The organism is Psychrobacter sp. ANT_WB68, assembly GCF_008369115.1.
GTDB lineage: Bacteria > Pseudomonadota > Gammaproteobacteria > Pseudomonadales > Moraxellaceae > Psychrobacter.
The window spans coordinates 858,669-881,237 of sequence record NZ_VOAZ01000001.1; the positions used below are offsets into that span (position 1 = coordinate 858,669).

The 22,569-nt window shown below is 43.7% G+C and carries 19 protein-coding genes; 3 read left to right on the plus strand and 16 right to left on the minus strand.

Annotated features, from left to right (window positions below; genetic code table 11):
• Positions 1 to 15 precede the first annotated feature (15 nt).
• The 10 genes from FQ084_RS03595 to FQ084_RS03640 all read right to left on the minus strand — a co-directional run bounded on the left by FQ084_RS03595 (position 16) and on the right by FQ084_RS03640 (position 9,316).
• Complete coding sequence (locus tag FQ084_RS03595) at positions 16 to 666, minus strand: 3-oxoacid CoA-transferase subunit B (protein WP_149489245.1); 651 nt, start codon at positions 664 to 666, stop codon at positions 16 to 18.
• Between the two features lie 26 nt (positions 667 to 692).
• Positions 693 to 1,391 carry a 3-oxoacid CoA-transferase subunit A gene (locus FQ084_RS03600; RefSeq protein ID WP_149489246.1) on the minus strand — a complete coding sequence of 233 codons (699 nt, stop codon included), beginning with the start codon at positions 1,389 to 1,391 and terminating at the stop codon, positions 693 to 695.
• A gap of 143 nt (positions 1,392 to 1,534) precedes the next feature.
• A complete protein-coding gene (benE, locus tag FQ084_RS03605) occupies positions 1,535 to 2,731 on the minus strand; it encodes a benzoate/H(+) symporter BenE (protein WP_149489247.1) in 1,197 nt (398 codons plus the stop codon).
• A gap of 78 nt (positions 2,732 to 2,809) precedes the next feature.
• Entirely contained in the window at positions 2,810 to 3,589 is a 780-nt protein-coding gene (locus tag FQ084_RS03610; protein ID WP_149489248.1) for a 1,6-dihydroxycyclohexa-2,4-diene-1-carboxylate dehydrogenase, read from the minus strand.
• A gap of 109 nt (positions 3,590 to 3,698) precedes the next feature.
• The gene (benC, locus tag FQ084_RS03615; protein ID WP_149489249.1) at positions 3,699 to 4,715 is read right to left on the minus strand and encodes a benzoate 1,2-dioxygenase electron transfer component BenC; all 1,017 of its coding nucleotides are present in this window, start codon (positions 4,713 to 4,715) and stop codon (positions 3,699 to 3,701) included.
• A gap of 65 nt (positions 4,716 to 4,780) precedes the next feature.
• Positions 4,781 to 5,278, minus strand: a complete 498-nt coding sequence (benB, locus tag FQ084_RS03620) for a benzoate 1,2-dioxygenase small subunit (protein WP_020443471.1) — start codon at positions 5,276 to 5,278, stop codon at positions 4,781 to 4,783.
• Between the two features lie 62 nt (positions 5,279 to 5,340).
• Complete coding sequence (gene benA / locus FQ084_RS03625) at positions 5,341 to 6,726, minus strand: benzoate 1,2-dioxygenase large subunit (RefSeq protein ID WP_149489250.1); 1,386 nt, start codon at positions 6,724 to 6,726, stop codon at positions 5,341 to 5,343.
• A 128-nt stretch (positions 6,727 to 6,854) separates the two neighbouring features.
• The gene (catA, locus tag FQ084_RS03630) at positions 6,855 to 7,778 is read right to left on the minus strand and encodes a catechol 1,2-dioxygenase (protein ID WP_149489251.1); all 924 of its coding nucleotides are present in this window, start codon (positions 7,776 to 7,778) and stop codon (positions 6,855 to 6,857) included.
• A 78-nt stretch (positions 7,779 to 7,856) separates the two neighbouring features.
• Complete coding sequence (gene catC, locus FQ084_RS03635; RefSeq protein ID WP_011513602.1) at positions 7,857 to 8,147, minus strand: muconolactone Delta-isomerase; 291 nt, start codon at positions 8,145 to 8,147, stop codon at positions 7,857 to 7,859.
• Positions 8,148 to 8,176: 29 nt separating this feature from the next.
• Positions 8,177 to 9,316, minus strand: a complete 1,140-nt coding sequence (locus tag FQ084_RS03640) for a muconate/chloromuconate family cycloisomerase (RefSeq protein WP_149489252.1) — start codon at positions 9,314 to 9,316, stop codon at positions 8,177 to 8,179.
• Positions 9,317 to 9,565: 249 nt separating this feature from the next.
• Here FQ084_RS03640 and FQ084_RS03645 point away from each other — a divergent pair, with 249 nt between their 5' ends.
• Both FQ084_RS03645 and FQ084_RS03650 read left to right on the plus strand, forming a co-directional pair.
• Positions 9,566 to 10,483, plus strand: a complete 918-nt coding sequence (locus FQ084_RS03645) for a LysR family transcriptional regulator (protein ID WP_149489253.1) — start codon at positions 9,566 to 9,568, stop codon at positions 10,481 to 10,483.
• A gap of 54 nt (positions 10,484 to 10,537) precedes the next feature.
• A complete protein-coding gene (locus FQ084_RS03650) occupies positions 10,538 to 11,605 on the plus strand; it encodes a maleylacetate reductase (RefSeq protein ID WP_149489254.1) in 1,068 nt (355 codons plus the stop codon).
• Between the two features lie 395 nt (positions 11,606 to 12,000).
• Here the strand turns inward: FQ084_RS03650 and ppc are convergent, their stop codons facing one another.
• The 6 genes from ppc to FQ084_RS03680 form a co-directional block, all read right to left on the minus strand.
• A complete protein-coding gene (ppc, locus tag FQ084_RS03655; protein WP_149489255.1) occupies positions 12,001 to 14,775 on the minus strand; it encodes a phosphoenolpyruvate carboxylase in 2,775 nt (924 codons plus the stop codon).
• 90 nt (positions 14,776 to 14,865) lie between these two features.
• Positions 14,866 to 16,314: an alanine/glycine:cation symporter family protein gene (locus FQ084_RS03660; protein ID WP_149489256.1), complete on the minus strand. Its 1,449-nt coding sequence runs from the start codon at positions 16,312 to 16,314 to the stop codon at positions 14,866 to 14,868.
• Between the two features lie 60 nt (positions 16,315 to 16,374).
• Complete coding sequence (locus tag FQ084_RS03665) at positions 16,375 to 17,859, minus strand: aldehyde dehydrogenase (RefSeq protein ID WP_149489257.1); 1,485 nt, start codon at positions 17,857 to 17,859, stop codon at positions 16,375 to 16,377.
• A gap of 53 nt (positions 17,860 to 17,912) precedes the next feature.
• A complete protein-coding gene (gene dapA, locus FQ084_RS03670) occupies positions 17,913 to 18,776 on the minus strand; it encodes a 4-hydroxy-tetrahydrodipicolinate synthase (RefSeq protein WP_149489258.1) in 864 nt (287 codons plus the stop codon).
• Positions 18,777 to 18,872: 96 nt separating this feature from the next.
• Positions 18,873 to 20,120 (minus strand): NAD(P)/FAD-dependent oxidoreductase, encoded by a 1,248-nt coding sequence (locus FQ084_RS03675; protein ID WP_149489259.1) that lies wholly within the window; start codon positions 20,118 to 20,120, stop codon positions 18,873 to 18,875.
• A 125-nt stretch (positions 20,121 to 20,245) separates the two neighbouring features.
• Entirely contained in the window at positions 20,246 to 21,238 is a 993-nt protein-coding gene (locus tag FQ084_RS03680; protein ID WP_149489260.1) for a proline racemase family protein, read from the minus strand.
• A 338-nt stretch (positions 21,239 to 21,576) separates the two neighbouring features.
• Here FQ084_RS03680 and FQ084_RS03685 point away from each other — a divergent pair, with 338 nt between their 5' ends.
• Entirely contained in the window at positions 21,577 to 22,380 is an 804-nt protein-coding gene (locus FQ084_RS03685) for a helix-turn-helix domain-containing protein (protein WP_149489261.1), read from the plus strand.
• Positions 22,381 to 22,569: the final 189 nt, after the last annotated feature.

The following is a 22,569-nucleotide window of genomic DNA, read 5'->3' on the forward strand; positions in this document are numbered from 1 at the left end:
TCCTTTTTATTATTTTTATTTAGTAGCGTCAATTAGCGTCGCACCAGTCAATGCTTGTAAATCAGTAAAGCTTAAGCCATTAACCTTTTCTATGACTTTTAGACCGTTGTCGGTAACGTCGATGACACATAGGTCAGTATAAATTCGATCCACGCAGTTTTTGCCAGTCACAGGATAGGTAAGCTCGCTGACGATTTTAGGGTCGCCAGTTTTGGTCGTGTGATTGGTCATCACAAAGACTTTTTTGGCACCGACGGCTAAGTCCATAGCACCGCCAACAGCAGGTATTGCATCCTCTGCACCAGTACTCCAGTTGGCCAAGTCACCATTGGCAGCCACCTGAAACGCGCCCAATACGCAAATGTCGATATGACCACCGCGCATCATGGCAAAAGAGTCGCCATGATGAAAGAAGCTACCGCCCTCTAGCATGGTGACGTATTCTTTTCCGGCATTAATCAGCTCAGGGTCTTCTTCACCTTTAGCAGGTGGTGGCCCAAAAGCCAGTAGGCCGTTTTCTGAATGCAGAAATACATCTTTATCAGCAGGTAAGTATTGGGCAATTTTAGTTGGTAGTCCGATGCCTAAATTGACATAGGCGCCATCTGGGATATCTTGCGCCGCGCGCTCAGCGATTTGATCACGTGTTAGTAGAGTATGGCTCATAATAACGATCCTTATAATTGGCAGTATTAAACAGTGGCTGTCGTTGCAGTGCTAGTAGGTTCAGGTTGGACTTGCACCACATGCTGCACAAAGATACCCGGCGTAATAATGTGCTCAGGATCAAGCTCACCCAGATCAACCTTTTCGGAGACTTGAGCAATAGTCACGTCAGCTGCCATTGCCATGATGGGACCAAAGTTACGGGCAGACTTACGATAGACCAGATTGCCCCAGCGATCGCCTTTATCGGCTTTAATTAAGGCGAAATCAGCCTTGATCGGATATTCCAAGACATAGTCTTTACCATCTATATTACGAGTCTCTTTGCCTTCAGCGAGCAAGGTACCAAAGCCTGTTGGTGTATATACTGCACCAAGCCCCATACCGGCTGCTTGAATACGGCAGGCCAGATTACCTTGTGGTACCAATTCAAGCTCGATTTTGCCAGCATGATACAGCTCATCAAATACCCAAGAGTCGGACTGACGTGGAAAAGAGCAGATTATTTTACGAACGGCGCCCGTTTTTAATAGTTTGGCAAGGCCGTGATCGCCATTACCAGCGTTATTATTAATAATAACGAGATCTGTGATACCTAAATCGATAAGACCATCAATGAGCTCGGCCGGTTGACCCGCTGTACCAAAGCCGCCAATCATAATGGTAGCGCCATCTTTGATTTGACTAAGTACGTCAGTGATACTTTTATCTGCTTTGTTAATCATATTTATATCCTATGAGAATGTAATATTAGATAATGTTAGCCTGTGATTGTTGTTAATAAACCGTTTAATAAGCCATTAAGGCAATTTGGTTGTAATGAGTGTCACTGTAAGAGGTCACTAGAAATACTAGTGAGTCTTATCGATCAAGCAGAAAGTGAGAATAAGCGTTTCTTTGTCAAAATATAATGAGCAATCATGCCGATAAGAATGCCCCAAAATACAGAACTTAAACCCAAGAAACTCATACCAGATGCTGTTGCCAAAAAGGTAATTAACGCCGCATCTCTTTGACCATCGTCTTTCATAGCGATAGTGATATTGGCAGAAATAGCACCGATCAGCGCAAGACCTGCCAATGCCGCCACCAACTCCTTCGGCAGTAGGCTAAATAGCATCACAATGCTACTGGCAAATAAACCACCTAATAGATAAAAAATACCGTTTGCTACACCTGCGATATATCGTTTTTCTTTCAGTTCATGCGCGTCTTTGCCGGTACAAAGAGCGGCAGTGATGGCTGCCAATACAATGGTAATACCACCGACACAAGCAACGGCTAATGAGGCTAGACTGGCGACACTCACGATAGGCTTGGCTGGTGTGTCGTAGCCACTGAGCTTTAAGATCGCCATACCAGGCAAAAATTGCCCCGTCAAGCTGACCAGAATAAGGGGAATAGCAAGGTTAAAGGTGGCGTTCCATGTCCATTCAGGCCAGATAACGGTGGGTACGGTAATCGCTAAGTTCATATCAACAGGGTTCATCTTGCCAAATAGAACACTTAAAATGACGCCGCATAGCAGTACCCAAATCATGGTATAGCGCGGTGAGAAACGTTTGGCGAATAAGTAACAACCAAGCATGCTAAAGACGATTAAGGGCATCGTGTCAGTGGCGACAAATAACTCCAGGCCAAACTGAAACAAAATGCCAGCCATCATGCCAGCTGCAATACCGCTTGGAATCCACTTTAAAATCTTGTCAAAAGAACCCGTTGCACCCACCAAAAAGATCACAATGGCTGAGATAATATAAGCGGATATTGCCTCATTAATACTCATGTCTGGGAATACGGTTACCAATAGCGCTGTACCGGGTGCTGACCAAGCAGTGATGATAGGCGTCTTGTACTTAATAGAGAGATAAATGCCAGATACGGCCGCACCTATAGAAACTCCCCAAATCCAAGACGCCATCATCGTCTCTGACACCTGCGCCGCTTGTGCCGCCTGAAAAAAAATAATTAAAGGTCCAGCGTAAGAAATAAGAACCGCTAAGAACCCTGCAACCGAGGCGGAGAGCGACCAATCGCTTTTTAAGGTTTGGATTACAGAGGCCATATTGCTTCCTTGCAAATTAGCATTCGTCACAGGATGATAAATTAAGGTTTATGCTATTTATTGGCAGATTTATTGCTATTAACCTTCGTCGCCGCCACCGACAGGAATCGTGCTGCCAGTGATATAAGAAGACTCATCAGATGCTAAAAAAGCGATAGCGTTCACTTGCTCATCTATCGTGCCGTAGCGTTTCATAAAGGTGCGATCAATGGTCTGGTCAACCACGGCATCCATCCAACGTTTTTCATCAGCAGTTAAAGGATTGGCGTTACGAGGAATTTTTCTAGTTGGAGCTTCGGTACCGCCCGTTGCCACGGCATTCACACGGATACCATCGTTTGCGTACTCAAAGGCAAGTGACGCTGTCATGGCATTGACACCACCTTTTGCCGTCGAGTAGGGTATACGGTTGATACCGCGAGTAGCGATAGAGGATACATTGACAATAGTGCCTGACTGCTGTTTGACCATGATTGGTAATACCGCATGACAGCACCATAATGTTGGAAATAATGACCGACTAATTTCCTTTTGAATTTCTGCTTCAGAGAAGCTGGTAAAAGGTTTCATCCATATTGCGCCGCCGACATTGTTGACCAAAATATCAATTCGCCCATAAGTATCGAATGCCTTATTAATAGCCTCTTTAGCGCCCTGATGCGTTTCAAGGTCAACTTGAATGGTAACTGCTTCTCCACCATTGGCGATGATTTCAGCCAACACCTCTTCCACTAATGGAGAAAAGTCTACCATGACTATTTTGCCACCCTCACTTGCTAAACGTAATGCGACCCCGCGCCCGATACCTTGTGCGGCACCGGTTACGATACATACCTTACTATCAAAGCGTTTACTCATTGCTATCTCCTAAAACCAGATTACGTTTACCACATCGTGCGTCAGCGTTATATAGATGGCCAATCTGTGTTAAATTTAGAACTAACTTTTAACGCAGACTAATAATCTGTTACTGTTCGCTAGGAGTGAATTTTTCATAGTAAAAATTACTGGGTTTTATATTACTGCTGTCTAACCAATTACTCACAGCATCCACCATAGCTAACGGACCACACAAGTAAACATCGGCGTCCCCGTTATTTAACCATTCATCTTCCACATGGCTAGTGACATAGCCTTTACGCTCATGGCTACTGTCTTCAGTCGCTACACAGGTGTAATAGTCAAACCAAGAGTGGTTTTGTTTTACTTCTTCTAGTTTTTCAATCTCTATCAAGTCGGCGTCATTAGTGACACCGTAGACCATTCTGACAGGATGATGAGCACCAGACACTTCTAAACTTTTTAGCATCGATAAAAAAGGTGCAATACCGGTACCACCTGCTAGAAATAGCGTCGGGCGGACGAGGGGACGCAAATAAAAGCTGCCAAATGGACCTTCAAAATCAATCTCTTGACCTATGATCGCAGCATCAGATAAAAAAGTGCTCATTTTGCCGTTAGGAATATTACGGATGACAAACTCAGCTTGCTTGGCACTTGGCACTGAGCTAAACGAGTAAGAGCGCGTTTCATCAGTATTAGGAATACGGATATTGACGTATTGGCCTGGAAGAAACACCAAAGCATCTGGGTTTTCGACCTCGACACCAAAGTGAATTGTAGACTCAGACAAAACATTGAGCTGTTGTAATTTGCCTTTAAAAGTAGATTTACCAACTTTACAGGCTTCAGAAGAGGTTGGTACTTTGATCACACAGTCGCTTTCAGGAATCATCTGACAGGTTAAAACGTAGCCTTCATTAGCCTCAGCTTCTGTAAGAGCATCTTCGATATACATATCAGGGTGCATGTCGTAACTGCCAGATTCACAATGGCAACGGCAAGTACCGCAAGCACCATCAAGACAATCCACAGGGATATTAAATTTTTGACGATACGCTGCTTCGGCAACCGTTTCGTCTGCTTCACATTTAATAAAGCCTGTGACGCCGTCTTCGAACTGTAGAGCAATATTATATTCCATGAGAAATATCCCTTTTCAACACGTATTAATTAAAAGCTAGTGACTAAATAATAAGTGAATAATGATTAGACGTGATAAACGTCCATGATTTGATGAACATAGTCGTCTTTTAAGACCACATATTTATCTAAAATTTTTGGTTGGTCTTGTGTCATGTCTATTTTGTACTGAGAATAACCCCAATAGGTATTGGTCTCGTGATAGCGAAAGGATTTGTTTATCCAGTTAAAACGCACCGTCACGATACCGTCATTGTCTTCGAGTAATTCAATATTCGATAAATTGTGCGTGGTACGAGTATCAGGAATGGTCGCTGATGAGCGCTCAGTCTCGATGCGGAAGATACGATCTTCAAGACCACGGCGGTCCGGATAATAAATAAGTGAGATTTCTCGTTGTGGGTCGCTTATGAGCTGACCATCATCATCCCAACTTGGCATCCAAAAAGGGCAGTCTTCATCGTAATAAGTGAGCCATTCTTCCCATTTTTTCTCGTCTAATAAACGCGCTTCACGGTATAGAAACTGTCTAATGTCTTCAATGTTAACAGTTGCATTCTTCATGATTGATATCCTTATTTTTTTGTCAGTTCTACAATAAATAGCAGATTAATAATAAAAATGTATTAGTCGCTATTAGCACCGTGTAGCTTCTGCTCTTGCTCTAGAGCTTTTTTCATTTCTTCATGCCAGTAGCGATGTTGGACGGTATATAGCCCTTCATCTTCAGTCTTAACACCACTCATTAAAGGTTTGAGGTCAATAGCGACAGCGCCTTCATCTGCACCTTGAATCCAGTGCTCGGAGCCTCGGCACATATCGTTCCATTCAAGTTTGATACCGTTATAACCTTCTTGGCATGAGCGGAACTCTTCTAAGTCATCAGGTGTTGCCATACCAGTAACGTTAAAGAAATCTTCATACTGACGGATACGGCGTGCACGTGACTCATCGCTTTCGCCTTTGGGTGCGATACACCAGATGCTGACTTCAGTTTTGTCAACCGCGATAGGGCGGAGCATACGAATTTGTGAGCCGAACTGATCCATGATGTAGACGTTTGGATATAGGCATAAGTTACGCGAGCGTCCAATCATCCAGTCCGCCATTGCTTCACCGTATTTAGCGACATAATCATCGCGATAAGCATAGTTTGGACGATCCTGTGGGTTTTCCCACTGTGTCCATAACAGCATGTGTCCGTTTTCAAATGAGTAGAAACCGCCGCCTTGACGTCCCCATTTTCCAGCGTTCATGGCCTTGATGTTGTCTTCTTTGACGGCTTCTTGTTCTTTACGACGTGCAGTGGTCGCAGCGTAGTTCCAATGGACAGCTGAAACGTGATAGCCATCGGCACCGTTTTCAGCTTGCAGCTTCCAGTTGCCGTCAAAGGTATAGGTTGAGGTGCCGCGTAGAACCTCTAAGCCTTCTGGTGACTGATTCACAATCATGTCAATGATTTTGGTCGAGCCACCAAGCCAGTCTTCAATTGGCTGAACATCATCATTTAGGCTGGCAAAGATAAAGCCTTTATAATTGGCCATCTTCACTTGTTTTAGGTCGTGCGACCCTTCTTTGTTAAAGCATTCTGGATAGCCTGCATGTCTTGGGTCTTTAACTTTAAGCAGCTTACCTGAGTTGTTAAAGGTCCAACCATGAAACGGGCAAGTGTAAGTGGCTTTATTGCCTTTTTTGTGACGGCATAGCTGCGCGCCGCGGTGGGAGCAAGAGTTAATCATGCAGTGCAGCTCGCCTTCTTTATTGCGGGCAAGAATGACGGGCTGACGACCAATGTATGAGGTGTAATAATCGTTGTTATCAGGAACTTGAGATTCATGAGCCAAGTACACCCAATTGTTTTCAAAAATGTATTTCATCTCAAGCTCGAACAGCTCTTCGTTGGTGAAGGCGCTACGATGCAGGCGGTAAATCCCTTTTTCACTGTTTTCTTCTAAAAAATCATCAATAGTGATGTCTGATCCTTCAGGTACTAGATTGATACGCTCGCTCATGGCTGCCTTCCTTGTATAATGACGGTGTAAAATGAGATTAGAAGTTAACGTTTGATACGACAACTGAGGGCGTATCAAACGTAATTGGCTATTCGTTATGAATTATTACTATTTAATATGAGTGCTCATTAACCTTGCGCACGGCGGCGTTCTACTTCACTGCCTTGTACAGCTTGGTCAATGTCTTTCACTAAATGAAAGTCAAAGTCGATACTTGCGTAAGGCTTATCAAGCTCTTTTTCTTTTAACTTATCCGCATCTTCAACCATCGTCACTTCTGGTACCAGCCCTTCGCGGCTTGCAAAAGCGAAGTCATCCCACAGGTACTCATCGCCATCGATGTTGATTTGTGTGGTTAATTTGCGATAACCGTCGGCACTGGCAAAGAAGTGAATATGGGCTGGTCGATGACCATGACGTCCTAGCGCGCCCAATACCTTTTGCGTCATTCCTTCTGGCGGTACCGAGTAACCTAATGGCACGATGCTGCGGAAGGCATATTGTCCGTTTTCATCCGTGATGATGCTACGACGCAAGTTGAAGTGAGATTGTGATTCATCAAAGAAAGAATAGTTACCTAAGCTGTTGGCATGCCATACTTCAACCTTGGCGTTTGGCAGAGGCTGACCATCTTCGCCATAAACAGTGCCTTGCATAAATAGTACCGTGCCATTTTCAAGGTCAGTGCCATCATCTAGACGCGCAAATCCTTTTTCTTCTGGGGCACCAGCGACATAGAGTGGGCCTTCGATGGTACGTACCGTACCGCCATCAAGACCAGCTGCTTTTAGGTCTTCTTCAATCATTAAGTCCATAAAGTGATCAAAACCCAAACCCGGCGATAACAAACCTGCTTCTTTGCCTAAGTCACCGATAAACTCAACCCCAGACCAATACTCATCGGCGGTGATTTTTAAGTCATTAATAGCTTGCATAAGGTCGGTCACGATACGTAAGACAATCTCTTGTACGCGTGGATTGACTTGCTCAGGGAAGTCGATTTTTCCTTTGATGAATTGAGTGGCTAATGCTTCAATTTGGCTGCGTTCCATGTCTCTCTCCTTGTTGAGGACTGTTTTATTAAGGGATAACTATAGGGAGTATTCTTACTCAGGTTTTATTTGCTTAATTTAGCTGTCATCACTACGAACAGAAGATGGATGACGTAACAATGGTGTCACTTCAACCTTCATGTACGGATAGAGCGGTAGCGACATCATGATGTCGTGTAGCTCTTCATTACTCTCAACATCAAAGATACTGAAGTTAGAATATTGACCTGCTATGCGCCAAATATGACGCCATTTACCTTGCTCTTGCAGCTTTTGTGATAATGCTTTTTCTGTGGCTTTAAGCTCATTGACCTTGTCGGCATCCATATCTGTTGGTATTAAGACATCCATTCTTACGTGGTATAACATGCTAATCCCCTTTTTAGTTTTTGACTGATTTATGAGTGGTGAGTGCTTGATGCTGATATGACAGCTTTTTTTGCATAGTGATATACTTTGTCGCTATCCACTTCGATACCAAGGCCAGCTCCAGTGGGAACGTTTAGGCCAAAGTTCTGATAATCAAGCGGCTGCACTAAGACATCTTCGGTCAATAACAATGGACCAAAGAGTTCAGTGTCGAAGTTCAAGCTAGGATAGGTTGAGAACACATGTGCTGATGCGGCTGTGCCGATAGGCCCTTCAAGCATAGTGCCGCCATACAGCTCTATACCTGCTAGGTGGGCCATTTGTCCAATCAAGCAGGCCGCTTTTAGTCCGCCAGCTTGATTGATTTTTACGGCAAAAACATCAGCACAATGATCCGCTGCTAAAAGAAAGGCATTCTGAGGGTCTTGAACGACTTCATCCGCCATAATGGCTACATCAAAGTGTTCTTTTAAACGTTTTAGAGCGGCTTTATTACGCATTGAAACGGGTTGCTCTATTAAATCAATACCGCCAGTTTGGAGTAGCGCAATACCTTTCATCGCTTCAAGCTCTGTCCAAGCTTGATTGACATCGACTGTAATACGGCAGTCAGGTAAGGCTTGTTTGATGGCCAATACATGGGCGATATCGTCAATAATAGGGTTGCTACCGATTTTTAATTTAAAAATGCGATGGCGCTTTTGTTCAACCATTTGCTTGGCCTCACTGATATCGGTCTCAGTATTACCACTGGCGAGTGTCCATGCCACTTCAATACGATCACGAACGCGCCCACCAATCAGTTCACTCACTGGTAAGTTTAGGCGTTTGCCTTCGATATCGAGTAGGGCAGTTTCAATCGCGCACTTTGCAAAGCGGTTGCCATTGATATGGAGATTTAGCAGCTGCATGGCTTTTGCTGTGCTGGTAGGCTGTTCCTTCAATAGGAGAGGTGCAAAGTAGGTGTCGATATTCGTCTGAATACTATGAGGGCTTTCTTCAGCATAGCTTAGACCACCGATAGTTGTTGCTTCGCCCCAACCTTCAAACCCATCTTCTGTTTGGATATGTACTAATACCAATACTTGCTCTCTCATTACTGTGCAGGCAAGTTTATGTTCTCTAATCGTTGGTATTGGTACCAGTAGGGTATTAATTGAACGAATCATATCTATCCTTAGTTAATCGCTGTGACTTCCTTATGCTTAATAAGAACTATAGATGCTAGATACTGGCATGTCTAAGACCTATTTGGTCTTATTCTAATACCTTTTAGGTATTTTGATATAAGGTCTACACCATGTTATGTTCTGTAGGTATACAGATGGTTACTATGAATAGTATTGTGAGCTGACCATAAAGGTTAGGAAGAAAGAGGCTATAAAAACAACCTAGAGCCTAATCAAGGATGAGAGAAGATGGAACTGAGGCATTTACGATATTTTGTGGCAGTAGCAGAAGAAAAAAGCTTTAATAAGGCTGCTGCTCGTCTATACATCTCACAGCCGCCGCTTAGTCGACAGATAAAGCAATTAGAAGAGGAGATAGGTGTCACGTTAATCGATAGGGAGAACCGTCCGCTAAAGCTTACCGAGGCAGGAGAATTTTTTTATGATCATGCGATTCAGATATTAAAGAAATCGGATGATCTGCGTGCTATGACCATCCGTAAGGGCAACTTTGACAACTCGCTATCTATAGGTTTTGTATCCTCAATACTGTATGGCATATTGCCAAGAGTGATTGCGCGCTTTCGAGAAGTTTATCCAAATATAGAGATTAAGCTATATGAGCTGAACTCATGGCAGCAAACCCAAGGGTTGATAGATGGTAAAATAGACGTTGGATTTGGCAGGCTATTATTCGAAGATGCTTCTATTCGGCGGTTGTTACTAAGAGAAGAGAGCTTGGTTGTTGCTGTTCCTATTGGGCATTATCTATCAAAGGAGAAGCGCACCAGTGTCAGTCTGATGGATTTAACTAACGAGGATTTACTGTTATATCCAACAGCACCGCGTCCCAGTTTTATTGATTATGTCTTAGATTTATTTGAGGCGCGTAACTTAAAAGCCAACTACTTCAGTGAGGTCCGTGAACTGCATATTGCTTTAGGATTGGTAGCAGCAGGTGAGGGCTTGACTATCGTGCCAAAGACCCTTGAACATTTGCGCAGTCAAGAAGTGACCTATATTCCATTTGAAGAGGGGCATTTAACCTCACCGATTGTGATGAGTGTCAGACATTTTGACAAATCAGAGTTGCTAAAGACACTATTGGCGGTGACTTACCAAATTTATGATGAAGAAGGTTTTGATTATAAACGTGAGCAGATTTAAGCAAACGCTTCACCTACTAAGTCTCCTAATATTGACTCGCTCAGGGATGATTTCATGCAAAACTTTCGTTACAAAGCCCTACCAATTGACGTTCATTTTGGAGTGGGCAAGTCAGCCGAAACCAAAGATATCTTACTCCAGCATGGTTATCATAAAGTATTGGTGATTACGACATCTGCTCAAGAAGAAGTGGGCCGTAAACTGGCAAAAGAGCTACAAGAGATATGTGCAGGCGTGTACCCGCATGCTGTCAGGCACGTTCCCATAGACGTAGCAAACAAGGCAGTAGAATTTGTCAAAAGCACTGACATTGACTGTTGTCTGGCTTTAGGTGGTGGCTCTACCATTGGTCTTGCCAAAATAATGGCTCTACAGACACATTTACCCATCGTTGCCATACCGACCACCTATGCGGGTAGCGAGATGACGAGCATTTATGGTTTGACAGAGAACAATTTAAAAGCCACTGGTAAAGATATTCATGTGCTACCTAAGGTAGTAATTTATGATCCGAAGTTGAGTGTAACATTGCCGGCAGAAATATCAGCTTGCTCAGGTATGAATGCCATGGCACACGCTGTAGAAGCCCTATATGCCGAGGACAAAAACCCAATCGTTACTCTGATGGCGGTTGAGGCTATTAAAGCGCTAAAGTCTGCCCTGCCTGTGATTGTCAAAGATCTCAACAATATCTCAGCACGTCAAAAGGCAACTTATGGCGCATGGCTTGCTGGCGTTTGTCTTGGTTCGGTTGGTATGGCTATTCACCATAAAATCTGTCATACCTTAGGTGGCACTTTCAACCTACCGCATGCGCAAGCACATGCCATTACACTTGCGTATTCAGTACAGTACAACTGCAGTGCTGATATTGAAGCCATGGATGAATTGGCAGAGGCTTTAGATGTCAGTAGTCGAGAAGAAGTTGGTTTGGCAATTTATCGTCTAAATGAGTCTTTAGGTATTGAATTGGCACTAAAAGATATTGGTTTACCCGAATCTGGTCCAGCCGAAGTGGCAAGGATTATGTGTGACAGTCCTTATTATAATCCTCGAGAGTACAATTATGACGAACTAGAGGGCTTATTACAGAAAGCTTATAAAGGTTTACCGCCTGTTTAAGCCTCTATAATTCAATGAGGTTTTAGCGGTGATTGAGCATGACATCGTTGACGTCTTAAAAGGCAATTCTTCAGTGTCACTAGAGTTGGATTTCGATAACTTCAATTCACCAGTTGTGGGTGAATTGGTATAGCATAAGGAAAAAGGCTTTAAATAAAGCCTTTAGGTAAAGCAGGAATTTAATTGAAACAGGTAATAATTACATTATGTTAATAAGTGCTATGCTCGGAATCCATAATGCATTAATTGAACTATGAGTTAATTTTATAGTGTTTACCATGCGACTATGTCTTCTGCAACTTCGTAAAACCTCATGAAAAGGCTTGCCGTAGGGCTACGCACAAGCCTGAATTGAAATGTGGCAGGTTGAGTAGTATTTGAACCTATAACATATATTAACCCGTATTGCGTAGACCTGCTGCTAAGGCATTGATACTACGTATCAACGGATCTTCAACGGCAAGATCATCGTCATTACCAGCAGCGTCTTTTTGTCTGGCACGTTTTAATAGCTCGATTTGTATATAGTTAATTGGATCTAAATACGCATTTCGCCATTCAAGGGAAGCGGCAAGGTTTTGCTGATTAGCCAATAAGGATGTCTGGTTAAGTAAAGAGTTTAAGCCTGCATAGGTCAGCTCATGTTCATCGATTACTGCTTGCATAATCTTTTCACGTAATGATTCATCTTCACATAACTGGCTATAAGCCTGAGCAATGCTCATCTCAGATTTGGTAAACGCCATTTCAATATTGCTAATAAATACGTTAAAAAATGGCCAACAGCGGTTCATTTCCCTCATCAAGTCTTCGTCTTCTTTGACGCTATGAAGAGCACTACCTACGCCGTACCAAGCAGGTAAAGTAAAGCGTGCTAACGACCAACCAAATACCCAAGGAATTGCCCGTAAAGTCGTTTTACTGGGCAGACCTTTGTTGCGATGCGCGGGGCGTGAGCCGATATTTAATAAAGAGATTTCTTGCACTGGCGTCACTTGTGAGTAGAACTGATAAAACCCTTCGGTATGGTCAGTCAGCTGACGATAACTTTGTTCACCCGCATCTGCTAAACGCGCAAACAGCGCTTCATAATTTGGCAATTCAGGCGGTTGCACCACAAATCTTGTTGAGCACGCTTTGAGGGTACCAGTGATGCCCATGGTGAGCTCAAATACAGCGGTATCGGTGTTGGCATATTTGGCATAAAGCACTTCGCCCTGCTCAGTGACTTTAATTTGCCCATGCAGTGTACCAGCGGGCTGCGCAGCGATCGCCTTATGCGTTGAGCCACCGCCACGACTGACAGAACCGCCACGACCATGAAACAGGCGCGTTTTAATACCATATTCAGCAGCAATACGGTTAATGGTTTGCTGCGCGCTATAAAGCTGCCATGCAGAAGTAATGATGCCGCCATCTTTTGATGAATCTGAATAACCCAGCATGATTTCTTGTGTGTTATCTGAGTGCTGGAGGAGTCCTCGATAGAGTGGGTTATCCAAGACAGCAGGTAAAATCTTATCGATGTTTTTAAGGTCTTCGATGGTTTCAAACAAGGGTGCAACGGGTAAGTCAGCGGATAACTGCCCTTGATCATTGATCTTGCATAAGCCTGCAAAGCGCATCAGTAGCAACACTTCTAATAATTGACTGGCGTTATTGGTCATCGAAATGACATAACTACCGAAAGTATCCTGTCCGACCAGTTTACGTAATGTTGCCACAGAGTGCATCAAGGCCAATTGTTCGCGTGCTTTATCAGTCAAGTTATCGGTATAAATGAGCGGTGTACCAGGCTTTTCAAGCAAGCGCGTTAACCACTTTTGGCGCTCGGTTTCACCCAGCGACCGATAGTCTGGTAAATTGGAGGCATTGGCAAAAATATCAGCTATCACTTCGCTATGATAAGAAGATTCTTGACGAATATCGAGCGCAGCTAAATGAAAGCCGCAAGTTTTGACCAGACGAATCATATCAAGTAATAGCCCTTCGCCATGTGCTTTGTCATGAGTATTGACACTTTTTCGAATGATGCGTAAATCTTCTAACAGCTCTTGTGGGTTGACGTAAGCATAATGTGCGGCGTCGAGGTCTGTACCTTTACTTTGAATATGGCGATTAGTCGCTTTTATTTTGGCAAGAATAATCGATAACAACCTTCGGTACGGCTCATTGTTGTAATCGTCAGGATTGTAATAAAACACTTTTTGATCGAGAGTGGCGTACTCTTTTATACGAGCATAAACGTCTGGTGCAATATCAATAATCGTATCGCTATGAATAAGTTCACGCCGCAGCTTTTTTAACAGCACTTGATAATGACGTAGCACGGTATAAGCATGCATCAATACGGCCATTTCTGTAGTGTCATGAGTGACAAATGGATTACCATCTCTGTCGCCCCCTATCCAAGAGCCAAAACTCATAAAGGCAGGTAATGGGTAGTCTGTTAGCTCTGGATAGATATCAACAATGGCGTCTTTAATATTACGGTAAACCTTAGGGATGGCATTAAATAAACTGGCATTAAAATAATGCAGACCATTATTTATCTCGTCATAAACTAAAGGCTTACGCGTACGCACTTCATCAGATGACCATAATAAATCAATCGTCTGCGCCGTTTTTTCTTTCGCTTGCTCGTAGGCAAAACTGTGTTCAGTAAGATTGTTTAAGGCATCGCTATGAATAAACAAACTCTGCAATAGATTCATGGTCGTACGGCGGCGCGCTTCAGTAGGATGGGCGGTAAATACTGGGATAAATTTTAGTTGTTCAATGAGCTCTTGCATTTGGCCAGGTTCAATATTGCGTTCACGACACTCAAGTAGAGTACGACGAAACGATCCTTCCCAGCTTTGATCGGATTGTCTACGCAAGGCTTGACGCTGCTCCCGTAAGTAGTTTTCTTCACTTAGATTTGCTAAGAAGAAATAAATAGAAAAGCTGCGGATGACATTTTTCAAGGTTTGATTGTCTAAGGAGGCAATGAAGTCAATGAGCTGTTGTTTCTGTGCCTCATTAGGCTCACGGCGTTGTTGAATAAAACCTTTGCGCAGAGTTTCAATGGTATTAAGCGTTTGTTCGCCAGTCTGGCGAGAAATCGCCTCGCCTAGGAATGACCCTAATAAGCTGATACGTTCACGTAATACGTCATTATCTAAAGTCATCCTTAACCTTCTCATTAAATTATTGGGTAAAGTAGTAGTGCTAGACTCATTTATAGCTCAGTCTATTCTTTAAAACAATATGTAAGATCATTATTTATGACCATGTTCATCACTATAGCCTATCCAGAAGTCTGCATTATCCACACCGGCCTTTCTAGGATCAAAGATAGGATTAACCCCTAACTTCATCTGCGCATCGTAGTCTTTGAGCACTTTTAGGGCAGTTTTGCTGAGTAGCAAAATGGCGATAAAGTTTAGATAACACATACTGCCAAAGCCAATATCACCTAGCGCCCACATCATACCGACAGATTGCACACTGCCTGAAAAGCAAACAATTAAAAAGATCAGTTTTAGCAAGTGCTTAAGGATGGGATAACGCAACTTGTCATCCAAATAGACCAAAGTAGTCTCAGCGATATAGTAGTAGGCAATCAAACAAGTGAAGGCGAATAGGAAAATAGCAATAGCGACAAAGCCACTACCGTACTGTGTAAAGACAGTGGATACAGCTGCTTGCGTAAATGCAGTACCTGCCTCAATGCCGGGCATGTTTTCGACCAGCGCTATGCCTTCTGGGCTGCTTACGTTATACATGCCGGTTGAGAGAATCATCAAAGCAGTAGCGGTACAAACGAGCACGGTATCAATGTAGATAGAAAAGCTCTGTACCAATCCTTGCTTAGCAGGGTGAGAGACTTCTGCGGCAGCCGAGCTAAAGGTAGCTTCGCCAGCTCCCGCGACATTAGAGAATACAGCGCGACGTACGCCCCATGAGATAGCAGTACCGACCATGCCGCCGAATATAGCATCCATACCAAAGGCACTTTTGAAGATGAGCGCAAACATAGAGGGAATGTTGTGAGCATTAAAGGCCAACACAATGACCATCATAACAATGTAGCCAATGGCCATAACCGGAACCACTTTGCCAGCGAAACTAGCGATACGCTTGACGCCACCAAATATGATGATGCCTAGCAGTACGACAATTAGGATACCAGTCACGAATGGAGGGATATTAAATGCGGTACTAAAGGAATCAGCAATAGTATTTGCCTGAACCCCAGGCACTAGCACACCATAAGAGAGACAGGTTACGACAGCAACGACGATAGCAAAAGGCTTCAGCTTGAGACCTTTTTCAATATAGAACGGTGAGCCACCTCGATATTGGTCGTCTACCTTATGCTTATACACCTGTGCCAAAGTGGATTCAATAAAGGCACTGGCGCCGCCTAACACACCCATGACGATCATCCAAAATACCGCCCCAGGTCCACCGGCTGCTATAGCCGTTGCGACCCCAGCAATATTACCGACACCGATACGCCCGGATAAGGCCATACAGAAAGCTTGGAACGAGCTAACCCCTGCTGATGAGGTTTGCTTATCGAATAACAGCTTGATCATCTCTTTAAAATAGCGAATCTGCACAGCGCGGGTCATGATAGTAAAATAGATACCGACGCCTAACGCAAGATAGACCAGCGCGTCGCTCCAAATATACCCGACGATGGTATTAATGATGTTTTCCATAACTTTACTTCCTTGTAATGTTTTTGGCTACGCTGAACTTAGTGCTGGAGACCTCTGTGTTTAATTTACCAACCAGATGGTTTTGGTTTGGGTGTATTGAGATAGTGCCTCAAGGCCATTGTCACGCCCGCCGAAGCCAGATTGTTTGTAGCCACCAAAAGGTGTCGTAATATCTCCTTCTGAAAAGCCATTAATCGAGACGGTACCTGCTTTAATGGCGGCTGCCACACGGAAAGCACGGTGGATATTTTGAGTATAAAAAGAAGCGGCTAGGCCATAGTTACTTTGATTAGCAAGCGTGATGGCTTCTTCCTCAGTTTCAAAGCTGGTGATAGCGAGAATCGGACCAAAGACTTCTTCCTTGAATAACGTCATGTCTGCACTGACATTATCGAAAATGGTCGGCTCGATATACCAACCACTGCCAACTTCCTCATGGATACGACCGCCTGCAACCAAAGTAGCGCCTTCAGCTTTAGCGGTATCAAGGTAGGAAACTACCTTGTCGAAATGCGCCCTTTCGATCATAGGGCCAATAGCGACTTCAGGGTCATAGGGAAGACCTACTTTCCATGACTTGAGACCTTCTTGTAGTAGGCTCAATAAAGCTTTCTTTTGGCTAGAGTGCACTATCAATCGTGAGCCACAGCTGCAGTTTTCGCTCATATTCCAAAAAGCCGCTGACAAAATATGCTCGACGGTTTGCTCATTGATAAGGGCGTCGGCAAACACCACTTGCGGACTCTTACCGCCACATTCTAAGACCACTTCTTTTAGATTGCTTTGCGCAGAATATTGCAAAAATAATCGACCGACTTCGGTAGAGCCGGTGAAAGAGATCATATCGACATCCATGTGCTGACCGAGTGCCGCGCCGACTTCTTCGCCAAGACCGCAAATCAGCTGTAAGGCGGCTTTTGGCACACCGGCTTCATACGCTAATTGCGTCAAACGATAAGCTGATAATGAAGTTAGTTCAGCAGGCTTAACAATGACCGAATTCCCAGTTATTAGCGCTGGCGCGACTTTCCACGCGTACATTTGCGCAGGAAAATTCCACGGCAATACCGCGCCAACCACTCCAATTGGCTCTTGTACGATAAGTCCCAATGCTTCAGAGCCGGTAGGTGCGACCTTGCCAAAAACTTTATCGGCAGTTTCGGCGTACCACTCAAAGGTCTCAATCGTAGCGGGTAGATCAGTGTTGAGGCATTCTGTAATGGGCTTGCCTGCATCGACACAATCTAACGCAGCTAGCTCATCAATATTTTCATGCATCAACTGGCACCAGCGCTGCATTATAACTTTGCGCTCTGCAGGCGACATCCGTCGCCACTCCCCATTATCAAAGGCATTGCGAGCTGCAACTACCGCAAGGTCGACATCTTGGCGATTGCCACGAGCAAGGCTACCGATACAGTTATTGTCGATAGGGCTATGGTTGGGCAGTGTCGCATCTGAGACGGGCTCAGCAGCTATAAGATGGCCTGCCCAAAGCTGTTGTTTTTTTGAGAGTTCGAAGACTTGCGCTGTGGTCATACTCATTGGATTGTCCTTTTATATAAAGTGGTATTGTTGATACGAAGGCAGCTTAACAACTATGACAATAGAGTTAAGAATGACTTGGTATCTTCATCTGACATGGGGGTCAATGGTATACGTACAGATCCAACATCGATGGTACCGTTGATGCAGCCCGCTTTAGCTTTTTGATTATAGTTGTCAGACTCCATAGAATGGATCGCAGGGTACATGTGAGTCATCAGCTCTTTAGCACGATTCCAATCGCTTTGTTGTGTGGCTTTAAATAGCGCAACCTGCTCACCAGGGAAAACGTTGGCCGCACCTGCGATCCAACTTTTTGCACCCCAAAAGAAGAAGTCAACGGGTTGATCGTCACAACCACAAACTACTTCGAAATTGTCAAAGTTGGCTTGTAGCAGGCGTAGCGCATGGCTAAAATCGCCACTACTTTCTTTAATGCCCACGATATTTGGATTTTTTGCTAGATGAGCGACCGTTTCAAATTCAATGCTCACACCTACGCGCGCTGGAAAGTTGTACATAATGATAGGTAGGTCTGTCGCATCAGCGACCTTTTCGAAATGAGCGATGATGCCTTTTTGATCTGGAAGGCTATAAGGATTGGCTGATAACATTAAACCGTCGTAGCCCAAAGCTTTTGCTTGATGTGCCAGCTCAATGGAGTGATCGGTCGAAAGGCTATTAATCCCAGCGATTAAAGTAATTTTCCCCTTGGCAGCATCAGCGATAGTACTCAGCACTAGCTCACGCTCTTTAGGGGAAAAGGTATAGTATTCACCAGTGGTACCGCAGGCTACGATACCGGTGACGCCTTTTTCTATAAAGACATTGACTAGTGTGGTTAGAGTTTGCGTGTCAATGTCGCCATTGGCATCAAAAGGGGTAACGATAGGGACTAAAACGCCATGAATGTTCATATAAATATCCTTATTTAATGATAAAAGTCGTTAGTAGGCAGCATGCCAATAGCGACTGTGAGGGTTCTATGAATCGTCATAGAAGTAAAATTTTAATTATTTAAAACGATTTAAACGATAAGAAGTAGGGTCTATAGCGGGAGTTTCACCAAAATATAAAGCCGTGATCATCTCGGCACTGACGACGGCTTGGGTCAATCCCAGGTGCTGGTGGCCAAAATTTAAAAAAACGGAGCCGCACTTGTCGATAATGGGCAGCGAGTCGGCGGTTGAGGGTCTAAAACCCATCCACTGTGTGCTATTTTCGCTATCGACCGAGGTGGTTAGCATTGCTTGTGCTTGCTTTAGCAGCATTTGCGCCCGCTTCATATTGGCTGGGGCCTCAAGCCCCGCATATTCTACTGTGCCCGCTAAGCGTAGCCCGGTGTCCATTGGTGTCATGATAAAGCGACGATCCATACTTGAAACGGGTAGGGTTAAGCGTGTGGCTTCGTTAGGCAGCATGAGATGATAACCACGTTCCGTATCGAGAGGGACTGAGACGCCCGTCAACTGTTTTGCTAAAAATTTAGAGTGCGCGCCTGCCGCTAGCATGACTTTTTTAGCATTAATTTTTTGGTCAGGCGTCGTTAAAATGATGCCATCGGCCGTCACTTTCGCATCTAGAACACGGCAGTTTTCAACGATTCGACCACCAAGCTCTCTGAATGTATCAGTTAATTTCTGAGCCATGGCTTCGAGGTTGGTGATGTGTCCGGTTTCTGGGAAAAATAAAGCGCCCAACTGGTTATCTTTTAACCCAGGCTCAAGGTCTAAGAGAACCGATTGAGAGAGCAGTTCGTTATTCACTCCAAGGTCATTGAGACGATGGCCATGCGCTTTTAATTCGTACAGGCTAGTGTTCTTTTCGACCGTTAATAAAGACCCTTGCACCTTAATCCAGGATGTTAACTGCCATTTATCTGCAAAATCCTGCCAAGCTTGTAGACTTTGACTATTGAGAGCTAAGAGTGCTTGATGGCTCTGCGCAAAAGGTTCTGGGCGCATATTCAATAGCAGCTTAAAAGCCCATGGCATTAAGCGTGGTAGGTAGCGCCAGTCTATGCGTAGGGGGCCTTCAGGGTTGAATAACATGGCTGGAACATGCTGCAATATATTGGCATCGGCAATGGGAAAGACTTGCTCAGTAGCGATATGACCGGCATTGCCATAAGAGGCTCCGTGGGCGATTTTATCAGCTTCTAGGATAGCGACTTGCACTCCACGAGCTTGCAGAGTAACTGCAGCACATAAACCAATGATACCTCCACCAATAATATGTAAATCAAATACTTGATTGCCCATGCTGCTCTCACTTCCTTGTGATTATTAATATGCTGCGTCCTGGTCGATCTAATACTGTTACTCGTGCCTACTTAAAAGATGTTATAAATTTCTATTAGAAGAGGTTTGTAAAAGAACAAAGGCTTCTATAGAGAGATGCCCCATTTAAACGGGTCGCTATCTTGGACGATTAGCGAAGTCTCGGCGCAGATATTGGCATAACCGCGAATCGTAGGGATAATGGTATTGTCAGGATAGGGATGCGAGGTGGACTGAGTTTTGCTAAGCTCTGCAGCAGGTTGATAGCTGGCGCTAAAAATACTGCCAATGACGCTTTGTTGAATCCAAGTCTGCCCAGGAGCTAGTAGACCATCCGCTGCCAAACAAGCTAATTTTGCACTGGTGCCGGTCCCACAAGGAGAGCGGTCATAAGCGGCACCTGGACATAAAACGAAGCTTTTGCTATTAGCGTTGGCAAGCTCGCTTTGACTAAACAGCTCTATATGGTCTATTTCCCCATTATTAGCGCCGGTAATATCAGTTTCATGAAGTGCAGATTTAATCTGCAAGCTAAACTGGGTGAGCGACTGGACATTGCTGGCCTTGATATCTTGATGATGATCACTCACTAAAAAGAACCAATTGCCTCCCCAAGCAATGTCTCCATAAATAAGTCCGATAGTCGGCACTTGAACTTCGACTTGTTTTCGGTAGCGATAAGAGGGTACATTTTGTACACTACAACTGCCGTCTTCATGCAAAGTAGCCTTTACCAAACCAACAGTTGTCTCAAGATAGTGCTCACCCGGAGTAATCTTTTTCTGATAAGCAAGTGAGGCAATGACACCAATAGTGCCATGACCACACATACCCAAATAGCCACTATTATTGAAGAAAATAACGCCAGCCTTGGCGCGAGGGTCAGTAGGCTCACACAGTAAAGCTCCAACAAGTACATCATTGCCACGAGGTTCTAGAATGATGCTCTGGCGTAAATGATCGAAGTTTTGTTTGAAGTCTTGCAGTTTTTCCTGAATGGTGTGCCCATTAAGATTTGGGAAGCCTTCGTACACCATGCGAGTGGGTTCACCACCAGTGTGTGAGTCAATGATTTTAAAATTAAAAAGCGTAGCAGACATAGTTGACTTCCCGATTCATCCGTGAATTAAGGTTCGTTTCTGGCACCTATTATTAGATAGTGCGTATATATAGAATGACCCCTTTCGTAAAAGAGGTCTTGTTGTTTTTCTATGAATAAATGCGCATTTCTGCATAGGTTGTAATGTGAGATAACGGTATAAAGGTTATGCTATTAACTTAACGTTCTGAATCATCACTAGGTTCTAGGGGAGCTCAAGGTAAAATAAGTTTAAATTTTATTTTTCTAATAAATTATTTATGTATAGAAGTGACATAGGAATAAGGTTTGCTAAAATAATATTTTTAGGGCTGAGTAGTAGAGCCCGAGAGAGGCTATATGGAAAATGTGCCAATGCTATCGTTAAGAGAGCCGATAAAAGGATTGTCAAAACAGCTACAGGCTTATCGACCAAAAAACTTGCAGGAGTTTGTTGGTAACGTATCATTATTAATGCCTTTGCTCGATACCATGGCGAACACGGTATTTTTTGTGAAAGACAGCCAAGCCTGTTATCAATTAGTGAATAAGACGCTCATTAAACGCAGTGGTTTCAAAGACAAAAAAGAACTTTTAGGGCTAACTTCAGAGCAAGTGTTTTCAGAGCCTCAAGGCAAAGATTACCTTAGTCAGGATATGAAGGTGCTGAAAGAGGGCAGGGAGATTGTTGATAGACTTGAGCTACATAGTTATGCTTCTGGACAGCTAGGCTGGTGTATCACGCAAAAGCTACCGGTATATAATACAGAACGATGTATTGTAGCAATGGTGGGTATATCGGTCGATATCGACGAAGATAATGAGCGAATATTGCGTAAGCACGCTCGCTTAGCAAGTGTGGAGGAGTATGTACGAAACAACCTTGATCAGAAAATTACTATTGTGCACTTAGCGACGCTAGCGAATCTCAGCCAATCACAACTAGAGCGTACTTTTAAAGCAGTGCTTAATATGTCGCCAATCCAGTTTGTACAGAAGATTCGTTTAGAGCATGCTATTCGATTGTTGGCAGACCCTAAGCTGACAGTAACTCAAATCTCTTTAACTTGTGGCTATAGTGATCATAGTGCTTTTAGTCGGCAGTTTAAGAAATTTACCGGTATGTCACCGATTAAGTTTCGTAATATTCATTTTAAAATATAGAAGTGACCAAGATTTTTTACTTCGTATCGTACGATAAGATTTGGGGCTGTAGTAGAGAAGGATTAAATATGACATTATGTATCAGTATTTTAAGCTGATTAGACGATAACTATAATTAAATCCAAACTCAGAATCTTTTAAAAAAATGGAAATTCTTCTTATCAATTCTATGCAGAAAACTTGTGACCT

Bases quoted from the DNA above. Each gene is read 5' to 3' on its own strand.
- FQ084_RS03595 (WP_149489245.1), bottom strand. From the start codon at position 666: ATGAGCCATACTCTACTAACACGTGATCAAATCGCTGAGCGCGCGGCG.
- FQ084_RS03600 (WP_149489246.1), bottom strand. From the start codon at position 1,391: ATGATTAACAAAGCAGATAAAAGTATCACTGACGTACTTAGTCAAATC.
- benE (WP_149489247.1), bottom strand. From the start codon at position 2,731: ATGGCCTCTGTAATCCAAACCTTAAAAAGCGATTGGTCGCTCTCCGCC.
- FQ084_RS03610 (WP_149489248.1), bottom strand. From the start codon at position 3,589: ATGAGTAAACGCTTTGATAGTAAGGTATGTATCGTAACCGGTGCCGCA.
- benC (WP_149489249.1), bottom strand. From the start codon at position 4,715: ATGGAATATAATATTGCTCTACAGTTCGAAGACGGCGTCACAGGCTTT.
- benB (WP_020443471.1), bottom strand. From the start codon at position 5,278: ATGAAGAATGCAACTGTTAACATTGAAGACATTAGACAGTTTCTATAC.
- benA (WP_149489250.1), bottom strand. From the start codon at position 6,726: ATGAGCGAGCGTATCAATCTAGTACCTGAAGGATCAGACATCACTATT.
- catA (WP_149489251.1), bottom strand. From the start codon at position 7,778: ATGGAACGCAGCCAAATTGAAGCATTAGCCACTCAATTCATCAAAGGA.
- catC (WP_011513602.1), bottom strand. From the start codon at position 8,147: ATGTTATACCACGTAAGAATGGATGTCTTAATACCAACAGATATGGAT.
- FQ084_RS03640 (WP_149489252.1), bottom strand. From the start codon at position 9,316: ATGATTCGTTCAATTAATACCCTACTGGTACCAATACCAACGATTAGA.
- FQ084_RS03645 (WP_149489253.1), top strand. From the start codon at position 9,566: ATGGAACTGAGGCATTTACGATATTTTGTGGCAGTAGCAGAAGAAAAA.
- FQ084_RS03650 (WP_149489254.1), top strand. From the start codon at position 10,538: ATGCAAAACTTTCGTTACAAAGCCCTACCAATTGACGTTCATTTTGGA.
- ppc (WP_149489255.1), bottom strand. From the start codon at position 14,775: ATGACTTTAGATAATGACGTATTACGTGAACGTATCAGCTTATTAGGG.
- FQ084_RS03660 (WP_149489256.1), bottom strand. From the start codon at position 16,314: ATGGAAAACATCATTAATACCATCGTCGGGTATATTTGGAGCGACGCG.
- FQ084_RS03665 (WP_149489257.1), bottom strand. From the start codon at position 17,859: ATGAGTATGACCACAGCGCAAGTCTTCGAACTCTCAAAAAAACAACAG.
- dapA (WP_149489258.1), bottom strand. From the start codon at position 18,776: ATGAACATTCATGGCGTTTTAGTCCCTATCGTTACCCCTTTTGATGCC.
- FQ084_RS03675 (WP_149489259.1), bottom strand. From the start codon at position 20,120: ATGGGCAATCAAGTATTTGATTTACATATTATTGGTGGAGGTATCATT.
- FQ084_RS03680 (WP_149489260.1), bottom strand. From the start codon at position 21,238: ATGTCTGCTACGCTTTTTAATTTTAAAATCATTGACTCACACACTGGT.
- FQ084_RS03685 (WP_149489261.1), top strand. From the start codon at position 21,577: ATGGAAAATGTGCCAATGCTATCGTTAAGAGAGCCGATAAAAGGATTG.